Source organism: Burkholderia perseverans (assembly GCF_022870505.1).
Classification (GTDB): Bacteria; Pseudomonadota; Gammaproteobacteria; order Burkholderiales; family Burkholderiaceae; genus Burkholderia; species Burkholderia plantarii.
Window position 1 is genome coordinate 2,744,631 of the sequence record NZ_CP045093.1, and the last position, 18,063, is coordinate 2,762,693.

Annotated in this window: 18 protein-coding genes and 1 riboswitch; of the genes, 9 read left to right on the top strand and 9 right to left on the bottom strand. The window is 70.6% G+C overall.

The window, feature by feature from the left end; all coding sequences use genetic code 11:
- Nucleotides 1–89: 89 nt before the first annotated feature.
- Genes BpN12_RS11315 through BpN12_RS11330 form a run of 4 tightly spaced genes read right to left on the bottom strand, consistent with a single transcriptional unit; the run spans nucleotide 90 to nucleotide 2,776 of the window.
- Nucleotides 90–839 (bottom strand): class I SAM-dependent methyltransferase, encoded by a 750-nt coding sequence (locus BpN12_RS11315; RefSeq protein WP_042628688.1) that lies wholly within the window; start codon nucleotides 837–839, stop codon nucleotides 90–92.
- Between the two features lie 13 nt (nucleotides 840–852).
- Nucleotides 853–1,842, bottom strand: a complete 990-nt coding sequence (locus tag BpN12_RS11320) for a thymidylate synthase (protein ID WP_246792689.1) — start codon at nucleotides 1,840–1,842, stop codon at nucleotides 853–855.
- A gap of 2 nt (nucleotides 1,843–1,844) precedes the next feature.
- Nucleotides 1,845–2,300, bottom strand: coding sequence for a nucleoside 2-deoxyribosyltransferase (locus BpN12_RS11325; RefSeq protein WP_246792690.1), 456 nt, complete (start codon nucleotides 2,298–2,300; stop codon nucleotides 1,845–1,847).
- Complete coding sequence (locus BpN12_RS11330; RefSeq protein ID WP_246794693.1) at nucleotides 2,297–2,776, bottom strand: NUDIX hydrolase; 480 nt, start codon at nucleotides 2,774–2,776, stop codon at nucleotides 2,297–2,299. The genes BpN12_RS11325 and BpN12_RS11330 overlap by 4 nt, the downstream gene beginning before the upstream one ends.
- 510 nt (nucleotides 2,777–3,286) lie before the next feature.
- Here BpN12_RS11330 and BpN12_RS11335 point away from each other — a divergent pair.
- Entirely contained in the window at nucleotides 3,287–4,081 is a 795-nt protein-coding gene (locus BpN12_RS11335) for a methyltransferase domain-containing protein (RefSeq protein WP_342346191.1), read from the top strand.
- A 37-nt stretch (nucleotides 4,082–4,118) separates the two neighbouring features.
- Nucleotides 4,119–5,285, top strand: a complete 1,167-nt coding sequence (locus tag BpN12_RS11340; protein WP_246792692.1) for a TauD/TfdA family dioxygenase — start codon at nucleotides 4,119–4,121, stop codon at nucleotides 5,283–5,285.
- A 30-nt stretch (nucleotides 5,286–5,315) separates the two neighbouring features.
- Here BpN12_RS11340 and BpN12_RS11345 read toward each other — a convergent pair whose 3' ends face one another.
- Together BpN12_RS11345 and BpN12_RS11350 are read right to left on the bottom strand one after the other, a co-directional pair.
- Nucleotides 5,316–6,152, bottom strand: coding sequence for a DMT family transporter (locus BpN12_RS11345; protein WP_246792693.1), 837 nt, complete (start codon nucleotides 6,150–6,152; stop codon nucleotides 5,316–5,318).
- 82 nt (nucleotides 6,153–6,234) lie between these two features.
- A riboswitch (TPP riboswitch) is annotated at nucleotides 6,235–6,341 on the bottom strand.
- A 148-nt stretch (nucleotides 6,342–6,489) separates the two neighbouring features.
- The gene (locus BpN12_RS11350; RefSeq protein WP_246792694.1) at nucleotides 6,490–7,368 is read right to left on the bottom strand and encodes a LysR family transcriptional regulator; all 879 of its coding nucleotides are present in this window, start codon (nucleotides 7,366–7,368) and stop codon (nucleotides 6,490–6,492) included.
- Between the two features lie 158 nt (nucleotides 7,369–7,526).
- On the opposite strand from BpN12_RS11350, the gene BpN12_RS11355 reads away from it, so the two are divergent.
- Nucleotides 7,527–8,285 (top strand): TerC family protein, encoded by a 759-nt coding sequence (locus tag BpN12_RS11355; protein ID WP_246792695.1) that lies wholly within the window; start codon nucleotides 7,527–7,529, stop codon nucleotides 8,283–8,285.
- Between the two features lie 242 nt (nucleotides 8,286–8,527).
- Here BpN12_RS11355 and BpN12_RS11360 read toward each other — a convergent pair whose 3' ends face one another.
- On the bottom strand, nucleotides 8,528–9,217 hold the full coding sequence (locus tag BpN12_RS11360; protein WP_246792696.1) for a hypothetical protein: 690 nt from the start codon (nucleotides 9,215–9,217) through the stop codon (nucleotides 8,528–8,530).
- A gap of 456 nt (nucleotides 9,218–9,673) precedes the next feature.
- On the opposite strand from BpN12_RS11360, the gene BpN12_RS11365 reads away from it, so the two are divergent.
- From BpN12_RS11365 to pdxR, 3 genes are all read left to right on the top strand, one after another.
- Nucleotides 9,674–9,934 carry a hypothetical protein gene (locus BpN12_RS11365; protein ID WP_198256872.1) on the top strand — a complete coding sequence of 87 codons (261 nt, stop codon included), beginning with the start codon at nucleotides 9,674–9,676 and terminating at the stop codon, nucleotides 9,932–9,934.
- A gap of 146 nt (nucleotides 9,935–10,080) precedes the next feature.
- Nucleotides 10,081–11,229, top strand: coding sequence for a hypothetical protein (locus BpN12_RS11370; RefSeq protein ID WP_246792697.1), 1,149 nt, complete (start codon nucleotides 10,081–10,083; stop codon nucleotides 11,227–11,229).
- Nucleotides 11,230–11,521: 292 nt separating this feature from the next.
- Nucleotides 11,522–13,015 carry a MocR-like pyridoxine biosynthesis transcription factor PdxR gene (pdxR, locus tag BpN12_RS11375; protein ID WP_246792698.1) on the top strand — a complete coding sequence of 498 codons (1,494 nt, stop codon included), beginning with the start codon at nucleotides 11,522–11,524 and terminating at the stop codon, nucleotides 13,013–13,015.
- 34 nt (nucleotides 13,016–13,049) lie between these two features.
- On the opposite strand, the gene BpN12_RS11380 is transcribed toward pdxR, so the two are convergent.
- Nucleotides 13,050–13,892 (bottom strand): SDR family oxidoreductase, encoded by an 843-nt coding sequence (locus BpN12_RS11380; protein WP_246792699.1) that lies wholly within the window; start codon nucleotides 13,890–13,892, stop codon nucleotides 13,050–13,052.
- A 100-nt stretch (nucleotides 13,893–13,992) separates the two neighbouring features.
- Here BpN12_RS11380 and BpN12_RS11385 point away from each other — a divergent pair, with 100 nt between their 5' ends.
- Both BpN12_RS11385 and BpN12_RS11390 read left to right on the top strand, forming a co-directional pair.
- The gene (locus tag BpN12_RS11385; RefSeq protein WP_246792700.1) at nucleotides 13,993–14,898 is read left to right on the top strand and encodes a LysR family transcriptional regulator; all 906 of its coding nucleotides are present in this window, start codon (nucleotides 13,993–13,995) and stop codon (nucleotides 14,896–14,898) included.
- Nucleotides 14,899–15,088: 190 nt separating this feature from the next.
- Nucleotides 15,089–15,949 carry an alpha/beta hydrolase gene (locus BpN12_RS11390; protein WP_246792701.1) on the top strand — a complete coding sequence of 287 codons (861 nt, stop codon included), beginning with the start codon at nucleotides 15,089–15,091 and terminating at the stop codon, nucleotides 15,947–15,949.
- Between the two features lie 163 nt (nucleotides 15,950–16,112).
- Here BpN12_RS11390 and BpN12_RS11395 read toward each other — a convergent pair whose 3' ends face one another.
- Nucleotides 16,113–16,898, bottom strand: a complete 786-nt coding sequence (locus BpN12_RS11395) for an alpha/beta hydrolase (protein ID WP_246792702.1) — start codon at nucleotides 16,896–16,898, stop codon at nucleotides 16,113–16,115.
- Between the two features lie 339 nt (nucleotides 16,899–17,237).
- On the opposite strand from BpN12_RS11395, the gene BpN12_RS11400 reads away from it, so the two are divergent.
- Nucleotides 17,238–18,047, top strand: a complete 810-nt coding sequence (locus BpN12_RS11400; RefSeq protein ID WP_246792703.1) for a carbon-nitrogen hydrolase family protein — start codon at nucleotides 17,238–17,240, stop codon at nucleotides 18,045–18,047.
- Nucleotides 18,048–18,063 lie beyond the last annotated feature (16 nt).

Sequence of the window (18,063 nt, forward strand, 5' to 3'; positions counted from 1 at the left end):
TGGCCGGACCGGCGAAGCCGGCGCCGCGCCGCCTGCGCGGCTGCATCGCGCGCCGCGCCGGCCGCCGCTTCGGGGCTCGCATCGGCGCCTCAGCCGCGCGGCTTGGTGGCCTGGAACAACACGAACGGCGCGTAGCCGCCGAGGTCGTCCACCGCCGGCTCGCCGTCGAGCGCGGGTGCCGTGTCCACCACGCTGAGCGCCTTCGCCGAATCGATCGCGAAGCCGGCCGAGATCAGCATCTCGCGATAGGTGGTGGTGTCCCAGTGGGTATCGACGATCTCGAACACGCCGTGCCCCGGCACGTCGAGGAACACCGGCCGCTCGTCGCCGTCGTGGTACACCACGCCCGGATGGCCGTTGCGGAACGTCGGGTAGCTGACGCCGGTGGTGCGCGGGTTCGTGTCGAGGATGTAGAACCGGCCGCCCGGCTTCAGCACGCGGAACACCTCGGCGGCGATACGGCCCAGTTCCTCGCGCTCGGGGACGTTGATGAACAGGAAGCACGACACCGCCGCGTCGAAGCTGGCCTCCGGAAACGGCGTGCTGCCGCTGCGGATCAGCGCGTAGTCGAGCCCGTCGCCGTCGGCGCCGCCGGCGGCCCGGGCCTTCTCGATCATGGTCGGCGCGATGTCCACGCCCGTCACGTGCGCCACGCCCGCGGCCTTGAGCCGGCGCGAGACCTTGCCGCCGCCGCAGCCGTAGTCGAGCACGCGGATCGCGGTGCCCTGCGTGCCGGTGAGCGTGGCGATCAGCGGCTGGTAGCCGAAATGCGCTTCCACGCGATCGTCGTAGGCGTCGAACAGGCGCGAGACCTGATCCTCGGTCCAATCGGTTTTCATCGTGTATGCCCTGTCAGTGCAGCAATGCCAGCGTCTCGCCCCAGCGATTGAACAGATAGTCGCGATGGAACGGGTGAAGGAAGCTCAGCGAGCGGTCGGGGAGCGGCGCGTCGGCGCGAATCTGCCGGTACACCCAGAAGAGCCCGAGGATGTCGCGCCAGTACGGGTCGAGGTCGATGTCCTGCAGCGCCGCGAACGACACCTGCCCCGCGCGGATCCGCGCCTCGTGATCGAGCACGCGGCGGATCGTAGCCGGCCCGCAGCCGGCCGGCATGCGCGGCGGCGCCACCGCCGTGACGGCCGTGCCGGGCGGCCCGAGCAGCGCCTCGGCCTGCAGCAGGTTCTGGTCGTAGATGTGGACCGAGCCGACGTGGTGCGTGTAGCTGCCGAGTTCGCAGCCGATCGCCGAGGCCAGGTATTCCTGCAGGAACGTGAACGAGAACACGTCGTTGAGCAGGCCGACGTAGGCATCGTTGGCGCGCATGAAGGCCACCATGTTCAGGCGCCCGTCGCGCAGCAGCAGCTGCAGGCCGAGCGTGCAGGACACGTCGATGTTGCGCTTGTAGAGGTCCTCGCGCCCGTCGAAGATCTGCAGCACGACGCGCTTGCTCTCGGCGTCGTCGCGCTTGAGGATGTCGATCGCGCGTTCGATCTGGTCGATGCCGTCCTCGCCGAGATGCAGCAGCCGCGCGCCGTAGCCGGTGCCGGGCAGGGTCTTGCCGTCCGCGCTGTAGCGCGCCATCGACGGCGCGTAGTACTCGATGAACGCGAGGTCGTTGCGCCCCGACAGGTACCACAGCGCCTCGGCGTAGTTGAACACCACGTTCTGCTTGCGCGAGGCATGGCGGCAGAAGCGCGCGAGCGGGTCCTCGATCCGCGCGCTGTAGCCGATGATCTCGCGCTCGGCCTGCCCACGCGGCGCGTTGCGATATTCGTAGGCGGTGCAGACGTCGCGCAGCGTGGCGAGGTAGAGCTCGTCGAGATTCGCGAAGTGGGCGCGCATGATCAGCGCCCGTCTTCCAGGCGTGCGATGGCTGCCTCGATCGCGGCGGGATCGAGATCGCCGTTGCGATACTCGACGCGCTCGAGGCGCGTGACCGTGTGCAGGCCCTGCACGAGATAGGCGTAGTCGCGGCCGGCCTCGAGCAGCAGCACGATCGGCTTGCCGAGCGCCGAGGCCCAGCCCAGCTCGATGTGCGTGCCCGGCGACGCGGGCGCGCCGGGGAACGCCACGAAGTAGTCGCACTGGCTGATCTGCTCGTAGTCGATGCGCGTGCATTGCTCCGGCGTCATGAATTCGCGGCCCCATTTCTCGCGCCGATGCGCGCAATGCACGTCCCAGCCGCGCCCCTCGAAATGCTCGATCACGCGCCCGAACTGGTTGATGTGCTCGGCGGACATCGTGCCGGTCGCGGGATCCACCAGGGACTTGAACGGACCACCCAGGAACATTCGTTTCATCGCTGTCGTCTCTCTCGATTGGAATGATTGATCTCGTGAGCACGCAGGCCGACCCGGCCGACGTGATCCGCCAGAACTCCGGAAAACCCGTGAATGCCGTCCGGCATCCGTACCCACCGGCAATCGACCGCGTCGTCGCCGGGCCGCGGCTCGCCGCTCAGGTGGCGGCACAGCAGCGCGATCAGCACGTAGTGGTGATGCCGGCCGCTCGCATCGAACTCGCGCACCTCGACCACGTCGACCAGCTCGCCGACCTCGGCCTGCACGCCCGTCTCTTCCATCAGTTCGCGCCGCGCGGCGTCGTGCAGGCTCTCGCCCGGCTCGACCGAGCCGCCGGGAAAGCCCCAGCTGCCCTTCTGCGGTTCCTTCCCGCGCTGCACCAGAATCAGCTCGTCGCCACGGAACACGATCGCGATCACCGCGACGCGCGGCCACGCGGCCGACGCTTGCGGGCCACCGCCCGGTTGCTCGCCCATCAAGTTTCGCTCTCCTTCGGATTGCCGGCGACACCCGATGCGCTTCGCTGATGCGCGGCGAACGCGCCGCCGGTCACCGGAAAATCGCCTGTCCGGATTCGCCGGTTTTCAAAAAATAACACATCGATTACAGTCGCGTCGTATCAAAAAGACATTAAATCAATTTCCCGAAGCAGTTAATATCCCACCTATCAAAATCAACCCATCAAACAATTGACACATCCCCGCGCTGGTGATTCCATATCGCTCACTTACAAAAAGACGGCATCGTCACCGACCTGCCAGATATTCCAGCCTTTAACCAAAATGACCGATCGAAAAATGTTGCAGCGCGATTCGAATCGGCCGGAATCCTTTTACCGGCAAGGGTTTTCGATGTATAGAACGAATTTCCGGATATAGCCGCACCGAATCATCGGGGCTCCCCGGCTGGTATCCGGATTATGCCAATTCGTCCCCACATCGAATTCCCGACCCGCCACCGAGGTGTGCCAATACGAGAGGCGAATAATGCACGCAGCCACGACGGGATTTTCCAGGGCCTATGAAGCGCAACGGTATACGGATCCTCATAATATTCTCCGTTCCGAAATTATCTACGGCGAAGGTTTTCAGAGTCCCGGCGGTCTGGCCGGCTTCAAGGCCATGCTGGCGGACCGCATGGCGCTCGCGCCGGGCATGCGGCTGCTCGACATCGGTTCGGGGCTCGGCGGCGCGGCGTTCTATCTGTCGGATCGCTACGACGTGGAAGTGGTCGGCCTCGATACCGCACCGCGCATGACGGAACTGTCGGTGATCCGGCAGGCCACGCGCGATCCGCACCGGCGCGTGGTGTTCGTCAACGGCGACGTCCACGACGCGCAACTCGACACGGGCGGCTTCGACCTGATCTATTCGCGCGACGTGCTGATGTACGAGCACGCCAAACCCGCGCTGTTCGCGCGCTGCCATGCGCTGCTGAAGCCGGGCGGCCGGCTGTTCGTCACGGACTTCTGCCGGCACCGCAGTTCGGCCGAGTTCGACGACTACATGGCCGTGTCGGGCTTCGACCTGAAATCGATCGACGACTACGCGCGCATCATCGCCGGGGCCGGCTTCGCCCCCGTCGAGCAGAGCGACCTCAGCGCGCTCGCCGAGGCGCAGCTCGCGGCCGACCTGCGCCGCTATCGCGCGCGGCAGGCCTCGGGCGATCCGACGATCGGGGACGCCGACGCCGAGCACATCGTCGAGCGCTGGCAGCGCAAGATCCGCTTCATGAAGGCCGGCTGGCTGACGCAGGGCCTGTTCGTGGCCGGCAAGGCGTGAGCCCCGTCGCCTGGCAGTCCTACCGGAGATCCATCACATGCTGACCTCGCATCACGAGCATCTGGAAGTCGCCTGGCCCGACGGCCGCGCGAGCCGCTATCACTGGGTCTGGCTGCGCCAGGCCTGCCAATGCGACAGCTGCTTCAACCGCCATTGCCGCCAGCGGCACTTCGATCCCGGCGTAGTGCCGGCCGACCTCCGGCCGGCCACCGTCAGCGCCGACGATACGGGGCTGCGCATCGTCTGGCCGGACGGCCACCCGAGCCACTACGGCTTCGACTGGCTGCGCGGCGAGGACTACGACCAGCCGGGCCGGGCCGCGCCGGCCGAGGCGCGCCCCGCCTGGCGCCACTGGCCCGACGGCGCGCCGCCGGCGCTGCGCTTCGATCTCGCCGCGACGCTCGGCGACGACGCGCTGCTGCACCGGGCACTACAGCACCTGTTCGAATACGGGCTGGTGGTGCTGAAGGCGGAGCCGTCGCGCACCATCGAGTTCGGCGCGGTGTGCCGGCAGCTGGCGGGGTTTCTCGATCGTTCGTACTTCGGGGAGTTCTTCGATCTCGAGGTGAAGGCCGACGAGGACACCGACAGCGTGTCGTTCAGCACCAGGGCGCTGCCGCTGCACACCGACATCCCGTACTGCTCGCCGCCACCCGACTACCAGTTCCTCTACGGCCTCGACGTCAGTTCGCAATGCGCGCGCGACGGCATCGGCAGCACGCGTTTCGTGGACGGCTTCACGGTCGCCGGCGAGCTGCGCGACGCGGAACCCGAGGCGTTCGCGCTGCTGGCCCGCACGCCGGTCCTCTATCGCGCCGAATATCCGCAGGCGCGCAAGCGCTACGAGCATCGCACGCCGATCGTGCGGCTCGCGCCGGACGGCTCGATCGAACGCCTGATCAACAATCCGACGAAGATGTTCTTCGACGGCATCGGCTTCGACGACATGCTGCCGCTGTTCCGGGCCTACCAGTCGCTCAAGTCGCGGCTCGTGGCAAGCGAACGGTCGTACCTGCATGCGTGGTCGCAGGGCGACATGGTGGTCTGGGACAATCGCCGGATCTTCCACGGGCGCGGCGATTTCGGAGCGTCGGGCTTCACGCGCACGCTGCGCGGCGGGTATTTCCGCGAAGGCGAACTACAGGCGCGCGCACGCTTCCTGGCCTCGCGCGCGGTCGGCCGGCGCGCCGTGGCCCACTCGTGAGCGCACGGCGCCGGGCCTGCCGGGTATCTCTCAGGCGCGATAGGTCAGGCACACGGCGCCGACCACGACCGCCGCGGCCGCCGCGATGCGCTGCCCGGTCAGGCGCTCGCCCAGACAGGCCCAGCCGATGATCAGCGAAAACACGATGCTGGTCTCGCGCAGCGCCGATACCGGCCCGATCGGCCCGAGCGAGAGCGCCGCGACCGTGGCCGTGTAGCCGATCATCGAGATCACGCCGCCCGCCGCCGCCTTCGCGGTCTCGCGCCACGCATAGCCGGTGCCGAGCCGGCGCCCGTGCAGCGCGAACGCGGCCGGCATCAGCGCGCCGTAGACCACGAAGATCCAGACCGCATAGGCGCGCGGGTCGCCGGCCAGCCTCGCGCCCACGCCGTCGGTGGTGACGTAGCCGGCGATGAACAGGCTGGTGGTGAGCGCGGCCAGCAGCGGCCGCCGGGCGATCCGGCGGCGCCCCAGCACCAGGCTCGCGATGCCGCCGGAGATCAGCAGCACGCCGGCCAGCGACCCCGCGTCGAGCCGCTGGCCGGCCCACCGATAGCCGCCGAGCGCGACCAGCAGCGGCACCGTGCCCCGTACCACCGGATACACCTGCCCGAGTTCGGCGCCCTTGTACGCGCGCGCCAGGAACACGCTGTAGCCCACCTGCAGCAGCGCCGAGAGCCCGAGGCAGGGCCAGCTCGCGCGCGCCGGCAGCGGCAGCCACGGCGCGCAGGCGAGCGCCGCCGCGGTGGTCGCGAAGCTCATGACGGTGAGGGTCCAGAGGCGATCGACGCCGCTGCGCAGCACGGCGTTCCAGGTCGCATGCAGGATCGCGGCGAACAGCACCAGCGCGATGACGGGCGGCGTCATCGGCGCGAACGGCGAACGCGCGGGCGGGACGGGACTGGCGAAGCAGCGGCCGGTGCAAACGCGGCCGCGATGCAGGGAATCGACACGTGGATGACCTCATTCCTACGCCGGCATTATCCGGATCAGGTTTCGGGGTCGTTCCGCGAGCAGAACCTCTCAGCCGGCGCGCCGGCTCCCCCTGATGGCCGCCTCATTATGAGCACCAACCCACGGGCCGGCAAGCGCGAACGCAGGTCCGGACCGCGCGCCCGGCGTCGAAAACGAAGGGGTTGCGAGCCGCAAAACAAAGCCGGAAATCGTGCAGCGGTGCGTGCCGGAAAAGCGGGCATTCAATCGTTCATGCCGGCGGGCGGCGAAGCTTCTCGGCCAGCGGATGATGCTCGCCGCGCCGCGAGCGGATCGCGTAGATCTCGTCGACCACGCCCGGCGCACGTCCGAGCCGGCGCAGGCCGCGCAGCAGCGCCGCGTCGCCGGCGCCCGCCTCGGCCAGCGGGAACACGCCGAGCCCGCGCGCGCCGAACACGGCCATCAGCGCACTGTCCTCGAATTCGCCGACGATCCGCGGCCGCACGCCGAGCGCCTCGAAGCCGCGCTCGAGCTGCGCGCGCAGCGGCGACTGCGCGGTGGGCAGCAGCACCGGCAACGTCGCGAGATTGCCGGGAAAGCGCTCGCGCGCCGCCGCGGTGACGATCGAGGCCGGCCCGTACCAGTCCACCGCCGAGGCCGCCAGCCGCTCGCTCGTCAGCCGCAGCGTCGGATGCGGCGGCGCCGGCTGGCTCGCCAGCACGAGATCGAGCCGGTGCAGCGCGAGCGCCGCGAGCAGCGCGTCGAGTTCGCCCTCGTGGCAGAGCAGCCGCAGCGACGGCGTGTCGAGCGCCGGCGCGAGCACCGCGTGCGCGGCCAGCTTCGACACGCCGTCGGTCAGGCCGATCGCGAACCGCGCCAGCTCGCCGCCGGCCGCCGCGCGCACGTCGTCGGCGATCCGCGCGCCGATCCGGAACATCTCGTCGGCGCGCGCGAACGCGGCCTGGCCCGCCTCGGTCATCGTCACGCCGCGCCCGGCCGGCTTCAGCAGCGCGTGGCCGAGCGAGCGCTCGAGTTCGCGCACCTGCGCGCTGATGGTCTGCACGGCCATCCCGAGCCGCCCGGCCGCGCGCGCGAAGCCGCCTTCCTGCACGACCACCCAGTAGTAGTACAAATGGCGAAAATTCAGCATGATGGACCCGGCATCGACGCGAGACGGCATGAAAGACGAGACGAAAACTTCGTAAAAACCGATGCATCATTCAGTCTGAAGCTGGTTTTTCCGAAGTTGAAGATCGCCGATCATAACAAGCCCGATCATCTTTCACCGGATTCCGGAACCCGCCCGCCATGGACCACCTGTTCACACTTGCCGCCGATCCGGCCGTCTGGGCCGCCCTCGTCACGCTGGTCACGATGGAAATCGTGCTCGGCATCGACAACCTGATCTTCATCTCGATCCTCAGCAACAAGCTGCCCGAGGCAGAGCGCACGCGCACCCAGCGCATCGGCATCGGGCTCGCGCTGGTGATGCGGCTCGCGCTGCTCGGTACCGTGGCCTGGATCGCGCGCCTCACGCAGCCGGCCTTCACGCTGTTCGATCACGCGTTCTCGTGGCGCGACATGATCCTGCTCGCGGGCGGCCTGTTCCTGGTCTGGAAGGCGACCCGCGAGATCCATCACCACGTCGCGCCGGGCGGCGGCGAACCCGGCGCGGGCGGCACCGGCGCCGCCCTGCTCACGCCGCTCGCGGCGATCGGCCAGATCCTCGTGCTCGACCTGGTGTTCTCGATCGACAGCATCGTGACCGCGATCGGCATGACCGAGCACGTCGCGATCATGTTCGTGGCGGTGATCGCGGCCGTCACCGTGATGATGTTCGCGGCCGGCCCGCTGTCGCGCTTCATCGACCGCAACCCGACGATCGTGATGCTCGCGCTGAGCTTCCTCGTCGTGATCGGCATGACGCTGATCGCCGAGGGCTTCGGCAGCCACGTGCCGAAGGGCTACATCTACGCGGCGATGGCGTTCTCGGCGTTCGTCGAGGGCATGAACATGCTGTCGCGGCGCGCGAAGGCGAAACGCGCGCCGGGCGACGGCGGGCATTGAGCGACGCGTGACGGCGCGGTGGCGGGGTTCGGCGCAGGGCCGGCCCGGCCATCGCCGCCGCCGCCGAGCGCGGGACGATCGCGGCAACGGCGGCGCGCATCGGACCATAGGTTTCCGATGACGAAGCAGCCGATGCGGGCGGGTGCGGGTGCGGGGAGGATGGCGTCGGACCGGGCCGCTCGCCGGCCTCGCGCCGGCGGACGGTGGCGGGGCCACGCGGCGGCCGGCGCCGCCGCGGCGTCTCAGTGCTCGGCCGTCTGCAGGCCGCGAATCCGGCCCAGGCGCTGCGCGGCGAGCCGCTGCGCCTCGCGGCGCGCGCCGGCCGCCTGCACCGCGCGCTCGATCGCGAGCGCGGCGTGGGAGCCGCCCGGCTCGCCTGCGGCCAGTTCCGCGTAGTTGCGCGCATCGGCGGCCCACTGCGAGGCCAGCGTCGCGTAGCGGCGCGCGCGCCGCGCGCGATCCTGCAGGCGCAGCGCGAGCGCATCGGAGCCCGACACGTTCGGCCGCGCGTTGCGCACTGCCTGCGCGGCGCGCTGCTCGAGCTCGACCGCGTCGGCATCGGCATCGCGTGCGTCGCGAATCGCGGCGCGGGCCGCGGCCTGCGCGTCGCGCAAGGCCGCGCCGGCGGCACCGGTGACGATCACGCGCATCGCGGGCGCGGCGAGTTCGTCGTTCGCCTCGGCGGTGTGCGGGGCGGCGCCTTCGGCCGCGGCCGGCGTCTCGCCGAACGCGGCGAACTGCACGGCCCGCAGCGCGGACGAATCGACGCCGCCGCGCGGCTCGCGGCCGTCGAGCGGCACCGTCTGGCGCACGAACGCGTGGCGCGAGTACGGATTGCGTCGAGCCTGGCGGCCGGCGAACCAGACGCCGACGGCGAGCGCGGCGATCGCGAAGCCGATCGACGCGGCGATGAGCAACAGGATGTCTTGCATCGTCCGGGGTGAGATCACGGAGGGCGGGCGGCCAATTCGCCGACGATTTCGCCGGCGTGGAGACTGGCGCCGGCGAGCGCGCCTACTATACCGCCAATGTTGAGAATTGTAGGTATTCTCCCTGATGTCGCCGAGTATTTTTTCCGAGCAGACGCGGGCCGAACCGCGCCGGACCTGGCGCCGGCGGCCCGCGTTTGCGCATCGCAGCACGGCGCGACCATCAACTTGGTCGAACACAATCAGCGCGATTGTTGCAGTCGTTTGCTGCATTGCAAATACCTGTCCCGAGCCCACGCACCGCGCCCGCATCGCCGGCATCCGGTGACGCTTTTTTGGCACATCGGCGCCGGGCAGCCGGCGCGGTCCACGCGATATTTCGGATCACCAACGGCCGGCCTGGCCGCGCCCGTCACATCGCGACACGAAGCGAAAACCGATTCCGGGTAGACTTTGCGGATGGAACAATGCCGCTACTGCGAACGCCTGCGCGACGAATGGGAATGCCACGGCCCGGCCTGCCGGCGTGCGATCGCGCGCGCGCTGAAACGGCAGCGCGCCGGGCTGCCGGCCGTGCCGAAGGTCATTCGCAATGAAATCCCCGCCAACGCGAGCACCGGCGAAGTGATCTCGGTGCTCTCGCGCCAGCGACTGCGTGCCCGGCGCGGCAACGAGGAACGCCGCGAACGCAAGGAAATCGACGACGCCGATCTCGGCTGACTCGCTCGCGCTCCGTTGCCGGCCGTCTTCCGGCCATCTCGCTCCGACCCCGCTTACAAGTCGTCACAACCGCGCCGGCGCTCGCGGCGAACGAAATCGGGTCAGCCTTGCCTCACGGATATCGACGTTCATCACGAGGCCACTCGATGCGAGATTCTGCAGTCCCCTTCCTGCCGCGGCCCATCGCCTCGCGCGCGCGCCGGATCGGCGCGATCGCCGCCGCCGCGGCCATCGTGTCCGGCACGCTCGGCGCGAACGCGCCGGCGCTGGCGGCCGAGCCGCCCGCCAGCGGCGCGCGGGCCGGCAGCGGGTCACCCACGTTACCGGTATCGTCCGCAACGCCCGCATCATCCGCTTCCGGTGCCGCCGCTGCATCATCTCCTTCGGCCAGCGCACCCGCCTCCCCGGCTTCCGCGGTCGCGCCCGCCTCCGCCGCCTCGTCGGCCGAGGCGCCCGAAGTCCCGGCCGAACTGCCGCCGCCGGTGTTCCACACGCCGCCGGCCGACGCGGAGCAGGCCGCCGTCATCACGCGCCGCGCGCTCGCGATGCGCGACGCCTACGCCCACGAGGTGACGCGCCGCCTCGCGGTGCCCGAGGCCGCGCAGCGCGAATACGCGGCGCGCCTGCAGCAGGCACTGGCCGCCAAGGGCCATGGCGACCTGGCCGGCGAATACGTCGTGCTCGTCGACCGCGCGCCGAATGTGCAGGCGCTGTTCGTCTACTTCCGCACCACCGCGCACAACGAATGGCAGTGGATCGGCGCCTCGCCGGTCGGCACCGGCTGGCCCGGCCGGTACGATCACTTCCTCACGCCGACCGGCGTGTTCGAGCATTCGCCCGTCAACATGGATTTCCGCGCCGAGGGCACCGAGAACGACAACCGGATTCGCGGCTACGGCGCGCGCGGCCGGCGCATCTTCGACTTCGGCTGGGTGGACGGCCAGCGCGGCTGGGGCAAGGGCGGCAAGTCGCCGATGCGGTTCCAGATGCACTCGACCGATCCCGACAAGCTCGAACCGCTGCTCGGCATCCGCCATTCCAAAGGCTGCGTGCGGATTCCCGGCTCGTTGAACGCGTTTCTCGACCGGCGCGGCATCCTCGATGCCGACTACGAGACGCGCGCGCAGGGCGACGTGCCGTGGATCCTGCGCGACGCGCCGCGCGAGCCGACGCCCGACGCGGGGCGCTACCTCGTCGTGATCGACACGGCGAAGGCGAAGCGCCCGGCATGGTCGCCGCCGCCGGGGCACGCCGCGTGGTCGAAGGTGCCGAAGGGCGGCGACACGGCAGACTGAGACGGTCGACTGAGACGGCCGATTGCGGGGCGGTGGCCGGGCCGGCCGGAATCGCGCGTCAACGACTCACGGGCCGGCCCGCCCTCCCGCATCAGCGCCCTCGGCTTTCGGTCGAAGCGACCGCACCACGGCGCGCGTCTTCCCATCCTCTTGCATTCCCGTCCCCGCGCCGCCCTGGTCCGCCCCGCGTCGGGCACTTCGCCGCTCCCCGCCGCCATGCGGGAAAGCCTGACCAAGCCGGAATCCATGGCACCATCCACAGCTTCGATCTTCAATGGAATTTGGAGCCACGATGGATTACCGTGTCCTGCTCTCGGCGTTCTCGCGCGAGGCCGGCGGCGAGGGCGCCGGCTCGGGCCGGCTCAGCCAGCAGCAGCGCCTCTACGCCTGCCTGCGCGAGGCGATCCTGCGGCGCACGCTCGACGCGGACACGGCGCTGCCCTCTTCGCGCACGCTCGCCGAGGCGCTGCGAATCGCGCGCAACACGGTGCTCTACGCCTACGAGCGGCTCGCCGCCGAGGGCTTCGTGGTGGCGGACCGGCAAGGCACGCGCGTGGCGCGCACCGTGCTGCCGGCCGAACCCGACGACAGCGCCGCGCCGCTCGCACCGCCGCCGCTGTCACGCCGCGCCACCAGCCTCGGCCGTTTCTCCGATCGCGCCAGCGAGACCGGCGCGTTCGTGCCCGGCGTGCCGGCGCTCGACGCATTCCCGCTCGCGGCATGGCGGCGCGCGGTCGAGCGCGCCTGGCGCCGCGTCGGTCCCGCGCAGCTCGACTATCAGCCGTCGGCCGGCAACCTGCCGCTGCGCCACGCGATCGTCGACTACCTGCGCGTCTCGCGCGGCGTGGCCTGCGATGCGGACCAGGTGCTGATCACCGACGGCACCCAGCACGGGCTCGATCTCTGCGCCCGCGCGCTCGCCGACGCCGGCGACATCGCCTGGATCGAGAACCCCGGCTACGGCGGCGCCCGCGTCGCGCTGCGCGCGGCCGGGCTGCGTCTCGTGCCGGTGCCGGTGGACGCGCACGGCCTCGCGCCGGCGCCCGACCTCTGGCGCACCGCGCCGCCGCGGCTCGTCTACATCACGCCCTCGCATCAATATCCGCTCGGCGCCGTGATGTCGCCCGAGCGGCGCATCGCGCTGGTGCGGGCCGCGCGCGACGCCGGCGCCTGGATCGTCGAGGACGACTACGACAGCGAGTTCCGCCATCACGGCACGCCGCTCGCGGCGCTGCAAAGCAGCGTGCGCGATGCGCCCGTGATCTATCTCGGCACGTTCTCGAAGGTGATGTTCCCGGCGCTGCGGATCGGCTTCGTGGTGGTGCCGGCCGCGATCGCGATCGAACTCGAACGCGTTTCGGCGGCGCTTGCGCCGCGCGGGCGCCTGGCCGACCAGCTCGCGCTCGCCGAGTTCATCGAGGCCGGCCACTTCACGCGCCACCTGCGCCGCATGCGCCGGCTCTACGCGGAGCGCCGCGACGTGCTGCACGACACGCTGTCGCGCCGGCTCGGCGGCCTGCTGACGGTGTCGGCCGGCGACGGCGGCATGCATCTGTCGGCGCGGCTCGACGCCGAAGTCTCCGACCTCGACGTCTATCGCGCCGGCCGCGCGCACGGCCTCGTGATCCGGCCGCTCTCGCCGTTCTGCGCGCCGGGAACCGACACGTCGGCCTACAACGGCCTCGTGCTCGGCTACGGCAACGTGGCCGCCGAGACGATCGACGGCGCCGTGATCCGGCTCGAACGCGCGATCGCGGACGCGCGTCGCGCGCGGCGCGGCACCTGACCGATCCGGTGCGCCGGACAGCGCCGCGCGCGCCTCACTGCCCCTCGGGGAAATCCGTCGAGAACGCGAGCTCGCGGCCGCCCTCCACGGCCGCGAGCCGCTCGCCCAGCGCGTTGCGGACCATCGCGTAGGCGTCGCGACCGAGCACGATCCGCTTCGGCGCCGGTGTCTCGTCGACGCTCGCGATCATGATGCCGACCATCTTCGCCGGATCGCCGCGCGCGACGAAGCCGGGGTCCGAGAGCCGCGCGCGCAGCACGCCGACCGACGTGTCGCGATAGGCCGCCACCTCCGCGCCGAAGTGCATGCCCGCCGCGCGCCGGAACCCGGTGCGCGCGCCGCCCGGCTCGACGATCGTCACGCCGATGCCGAACGGCGCGACCTCGGCCGCCAGCGCGTCGAAGAACCCCTCCATGCCCCACTTGCTCGCGTGGTAGAGCGCCGCGCCGGCGTGCGTCGCCTGCCCGCCGTAGCTCGAGATCGCCAGAATCCGGCCGCCGCCCTGCGCGCGCAGCCGCGGCAGCGCGGCGCGCGTGACCTGGATCGGCGCGACGAGATTGGTGTCGAGCTGGTGGCGCACCTGCGCGTCGTCGAGCCCCTCGGTCACGCCGAACAGCCCGTAGCCGGCATTGTTGACGATCACGTCGAGGCGGCCGAACGCGTCGAACGCCTGCGCCACGACACGCGCGATCCCGTGCGCGTCGGTCAGGTCGAGCGTCGCGATCCACAGCCGCGCGCCATATCGCTCGCGCAGCGGCGCGACGGCCGAGGTGTCGCGCAGGGTGCCGGCCACGCGCTCGCCGCGCGCGAGCAGCTGGCCGGCCATTTCGCGGCCGAAGCCGCTGCCGATGCCGGTGATGAACCAGGTTCTGGACATGAACGCTTCCTCGCATATCGAATCGGTGGAACGCCAATGTAGCGGCGATAATCCATGGCGATAAGCCACCTGATACCGGATGCCTTGATGGGAAAAAGCCATGAATGAACGCGTGAGCCTGACCGAGCTGCGGGCGCTGGCCGCCGTGGCCGCGCATCGCAGCTTCCGCAAGGCGGCCGACGACATGGAGCTGGCCCCCTCGACGCTGAGCCACCTGATGCGCGAACTGGAAGCGCGGCTCGGCATGCGCCTGCTGAACCGCACCACGCGCAGCGTCGCGCCCACCGAGGCCGGCGCGCGGCTCGTCGCGCAGCTGCAGCCGCTGCTGCGCGGGCTCGACGACGCACTGTCCGAGCTCAGCGCGGCGCGCGACGAGCCGGGCGGACGGCTGCGGCTGACCGCCTCCGAGACGGTCTCGATGCTGCTGGTCCAGCACGTGATCCCGGCCTTCCTCGCGCGCCACCCGCAGGTGGAAGTCGATCTGGTGGCGCAGTCCGAGTTCGTCGACATCGTCGCCGAGCGCTACGACGCCGGCTTCCGGCTCGGCGACGAGGTGCCGAGGGACATGGTCGCCGTGCGTTTCGGCAGCCCGTCGCGGATGCTGACGGTGGCCTCGCCCGCTTACCTGAAGCGGCATCCGGCGCCGAAGACGCCGGACGACCTCGCGCGGCACCGCTGCATCCGCTCGCGCACGCCGGCCGGCCGCCCCTATCGCTGGGAGTTCGCGCGGCACGGTCAGCCACACGTGCTCGACGTACCCGGCGCGCTGACGCTGAACCGCACCGAGCTGATGATCGAGGCCGCCCTGCGCGGGCTCGGCATCGCGTTCGTGCCGGAGCTGCTGGCGATGCCCTACCTGCGCGACAGGTCGCTGCGCGCGGTGCTGTCCGACTGGTGTCCGGCTTACGTGGGCCTGTTCCTCTACTACCCGGGCCACCGCCAGGTGCCGGCCGCGCTGCGCGCGTTCATCGAGGTGCTGAAGGAACTCGACGTCACGCGTGCCTGAGGCGCCTCGTGCCGTTCCGCAGCGCTTCCGCATGCCTGCAGGGCGACGACACCGATGCGCCGGCATATCCGCAACGTATCGCGGCGTGGTCGAAAATGTATTGGTCGCGCACCGCCCTGATGGCTTACGCTTGGCGTCCCCGTCACGGCCGCGGCCGTGCTTTTGTCCAGCCAGTTCGGTGCATATGGAAATGAATCGTCGGTTCCGGTTGTCGGTGGTTTCGCTCGCGCTCGCCGCGCTCGCTCATGCCGGCGCGGCGAACGCGCATCGCGCTCACGCGGACGACGCGCCGCCCGCCGGCGCGGCGCCCGACGCGGCCCCCGACAGCGCGCCGCGCATCGCCGTGCAGGACCTGCCGCTGCCCGGCGGCGAGCATCAGCGCGTGATGTTCTACGGCCCGGCCGGCCCGATGCGCGGCGTGATCGTGATGTTCCCGGGCGGCGCCGGCGACGTCGACATCGAACGCGACGACACGCTGCGCCACGACAACAACTTCGTGGTCCGCACGCGCACGTTGTGGGCGCGGCTCGGCTACGGCGTGGTGATCGTCGATGCGATCGGCAAACGCTCGCTGCGCGGCGAGCGCAGCACCGAGGCGTACCGGCAGGTGATCCGCGAGATCCTCGACTACGCCCGCACGCTGACCGACCGCCCGCTCTGGGCGATGGGCACGAGCCAGGGCTCGATCGCCGCGATGGCAGCCGGCGCGAGCGCGCGCGACGGCGAACTGGCCGGGATCGTGCTGACCGAATCAGTATCGGTGGTCGGTCACTCGGGCGAGACCGTGTTCGACGCGCATCCCGAGCGCGTGCGCGCGCCGGCGCTGGTGGTGGCCAACCGCGACGACACCTGCACCGTCGCGCCGCCCTCGCGCGCGGCCGAGATCGCGCATGCGATGACGCAATCGGCCGCCACCGTGCTGCGCGTCGAGGGCGGCGTCGATCAATCGTCGAATCCGTGCAGCTCGCTGTCGCCGCACGGCTATTTCGGCATCGAGACGAAGGTGGTCGGCGGCATCGCGCACTGGATGCGGGACGTCACGCCGCGCTGAGCGCATCGGCGAGCCTTGCCGCCGTTCGTGCGGTGAATCACGCGGCCCCGCGTCCCCGCGTCCTCGTTATATAGTTGCATGCACAACTTTATCGAGCGCCGCGCCACGCAGAAAGGGCGGGCACCCTCGCCCGCCCCGCATGGCATCGCGTTCGCGCGCCCGCTTACTTGCTCTGGCCCGCCGCCTCGAGAATCAGGTTCGCGACCGCGGCCGGGTGCGAGAGCAGCACCGCGTGGCTCGCCTGCAGCTCGATCGTGTGCGCGTGCATGCGCTTGGCCATGAAGCGTTCGAGGTCCGAATTGATGGTGCGGTCCTCGGTGGACACCACGTACCAGCTCGGCTTGTCGTGCCAGGCGGCGACGGTGGTCTTCGCCATCGTCACGGCCTTGCCTACCGGCTGCTGCACGGCGTAGTAGACGCGCGCTTCCTCGGGCGGCAGGTCGCCCGCGAAGTCCCTCACGAAGGCCTGCTCCGAGAGCTTGCCGTAGCCGTCGGCCGACCATTGCAGGCCGGCCGACGCCGGCGCGGCCGGGAATTTCTTCGTCAGCGCCGGGTAGTCCTCGCCGGCATCGGGGGCGCGCGCGGCGACGTAGACGAGGCCGGCGACCTTCGGATCGTCACCGGCCTGGCTGATCACCATGCCCGCATAGGAGTGGCCGACCAGCAGCGTCGGGCCGTCCTGCTGCGCGAGCACGCGCTTGACCGCGTCGACGTCGGCGTCGAACGAGGTGGTCGGGTTCTGCACCGCCGTGACGTGCAGGCCCCTGGCCTGCAGCAGCGGAATCACCTTGGCCCAGCTGGAACCGTCGGCGTACAGGCCGTGGACCAGCACGACGTTGTGGATCGGCGCGGCCGGCGCGGCGGCCGGGTTGTCCTGCGCGAAGGCGGCGGTGGCGCCGAACGTGGCGGCGGCGGCCAGGCCGGCGGCGACGAGCGATTTCAATTTCATTCGAATTCTCCAGGGGCGTTGCATTGACGGGATCCGGCCACCCGCGTTGCGGTGTGCGGGTGGCGGGACCATACCCAGGCTTCTCGCTTCCGCGCGGCGGCGCCATGAGCCGCGCGCCGGGCGTCCGATTTCGCGATTCGATGCCGAACGCTGGTGTACGAATGGGCGAACACGGCCCGATCGCGTTTATTCCATCGGTCCACGAAATTTTTTTCGCACCGTGGCGAGCGGCCCGGGCGGCAACCCGCGAACGCCTTGCCCGCAGGCTGGTTTGCAGCGACGGCGCCCGCCTCGCGAAGCCCTCGCCGCCGTGAAAACCGGCTCGCCCGCCGACACGGCATGCGCATCACCGCGCAGGCTGGCGCGGATCAGGGCGCCGATCAGGGCGCCGATCACGGCGTCTGCCCGCACCGGCACGGCCGCTCCGTCCCGAAAGGAAATCCGATGTCGAAGGCAAGCCTGCTCCAGGTTCAATGGCCCGACGGCCTGCTGCCGCATGGCGCGGCATGGGACGCGATCCGCCGCGCGGTCGACGCGGGCGGCGCCGATTTGCTCGTCACCAGCGAGATGCCGTTCGGCCCGTGGTTCCCGCTCACGGCCGACTACGACGCGGCCACCGCCGAACGCAGCGTGGCGCTGCACGAGGCGGCGCTGGACGCGCTGGCCGGCCTGCAGGTCGGCGCCGTGGTGTCGTCGCGGCCGGTGCCGTGCGGCGGCCGGCTCGCGAACGAGGCCTTCGTGCTGAAGGGCGGCCGGTATCGTTATTTACATCACGAGAAATTTTTTCCCGAGGAGCCGGGCTGGCGCGAGGCGAGCTGGTTCGCGCGCGGCCGCGACGGCGCCGACGTGATCGGCACGCCGCGCGCCACGGGCCGGCGTACCGCGTACTGGAAAGACGGCCGGCGCGGTGGCCGCGACCGTCTCGGGCGCCGTCTTCGTCAGTTCGAACCGGCGTGGCGCCGTCGGGCCGTCGACCGAATTCGGCGGCACCGGATTTGCTATGTCCACCACGGGCGAGTTGCTCGGCGAAACGAGCGATGCGGCACCGCTGCGGGCCGTCACCGTCGATCTCGATCCCACGCGCGCGAGCAAGCTCGATTACCCGTGCTGCGTGGGGACCTGATGCCGAAGCCCTGTCGCGGGACCTGAAGCGACAGCGACGCTG

What these genes read in the sequence shown, in the direction of transcription:
- BpN12_RS11315 (WP_042628688.1), bottom strand. Translation starts at nt 839, where the DNA reads ATGAAAACCGATTGGACCGAGGATCAGGTCTCGCGCCTGTTCGACGCC.
- BpN12_RS11320 (WP_246792689.1), bottom strand. Translation starts at nt 1,842, where the DNA reads ATGCGCGCCCACTTCGCGAATCTCGACGAGCTCTACCTCGCCACGCTG.
- BpN12_RS11325 (WP_246792690.1), bottom strand. Translation starts at nt 2,300, where the DNA reads ATGAAACGAATGTTCCTGGGTGGTCCGTTCAAGTCCCTGGTGGATCCC.
- BpN12_RS11330 (WP_246794693.1), bottom strand. Translation starts at nt 2,776, where the DNA reads ATGGGCGAGCAACCGGGCGGTGGCCCGCAAGCGTCGGCCGCGTGGCCG.
- BpN12_RS11335 (WP_342346191.1), top strand. Translation starts at nt 3,287, where the DNA reads ATGCACGCAGCCACGACGGGATTTTCCAGGGCCTATGAAGCGCAACGG.
- BpN12_RS11340 (WP_246792692.1), top strand. Translation starts at nt 4,119, where the DNA reads ATGCTGACCTCGCATCACGAGCATCTGGAAGTCGCCTGGCCCGACGGC.
- BpN12_RS11345 (WP_246792693.1), bottom strand. Translation starts at nt 6,152, where the DNA reads ATGACGCCGCCCGTCATCGCGCTGGTGCTGTTCGCCGCGATCCTGCAT.
- BpN12_RS11350 (WP_246792694.1), bottom strand. Translation starts at nt 7,368, where the DNA reads ATGCTGAATTTTCGCCATTTGTACTACTACTGGGTGGTCGTGCAGGAA.
- BpN12_RS11355 (WP_246792695.1), top strand. Translation starts at nt 7,527, where the DNA reads ATGGACCACCTGTTCACACTTGCCGCCGATCCGGCCGTCTGGGCCGCC.
- BpN12_RS11360 (WP_246792696.1), bottom strand. Translation starts at nt 9,217, where the DNA reads ATGCAAGACATCCTGTTGCTCATCGCCGCGTCGATCGGCTTCGCGATC.
- BpN12_RS11365 (WP_198256872.1), top strand. Translation starts at nt 9,674, where the DNA reads ATGGAACAATGCCGCTACTGCGAACGCCTGCGCGACGAATGGGAATGC.
- BpN12_RS11370 (WP_246792697.1), top strand. Translation starts at nt 10,081, where the DNA reads ATGCGAGATTCTGCAGTCCCCTTCCTGCCGCGGCCCATCGCCTCGCGC.
- pdxR (WP_246792698.1), top strand. Translation starts at nt 11,522, where the DNA reads ATGGATTACCGTGTCCTGCTCTCGGCGTTCTCGCGCGAGGCCGGCGGC.
- BpN12_RS11380 (WP_246792699.1), bottom strand. Translation starts at nt 13,892, where the DNA reads ATGTCCAGAACCTGGTTCATCACCGGCATCGGCAGCGGCTTCGGCCGC.
- BpN12_RS11385 (WP_246792700.1), top strand. Translation starts at nt 13,993, where the DNA reads ATGAATGAACGCGTGAGCCTGACCGAGCTGCGGGCGCTGGCCGCCGTG.
- BpN12_RS11390 (WP_246792701.1), top strand. Translation starts at nt 15,089, where the DNA reads ATGAATCGTCGGTTCCGGTTGTCGGTGGTTTCGCTCGCGCTCGCCGCG.
- BpN12_RS11395 (WP_246792702.1), bottom strand. Translation starts at nt 16,898, where the DNA reads ATGAAATTGAAATCGCTCGTCGCCGCCGGCCTGGCCGCCGCCGCCACG.
- BpN12_RS11400 (WP_246792703.1), top strand. Translation starts at nt 17,238, where the DNA reads ATGCGCATCACCGCGCAGGCTGGCGCGGATCAGGGCGCCGATCAGGGC.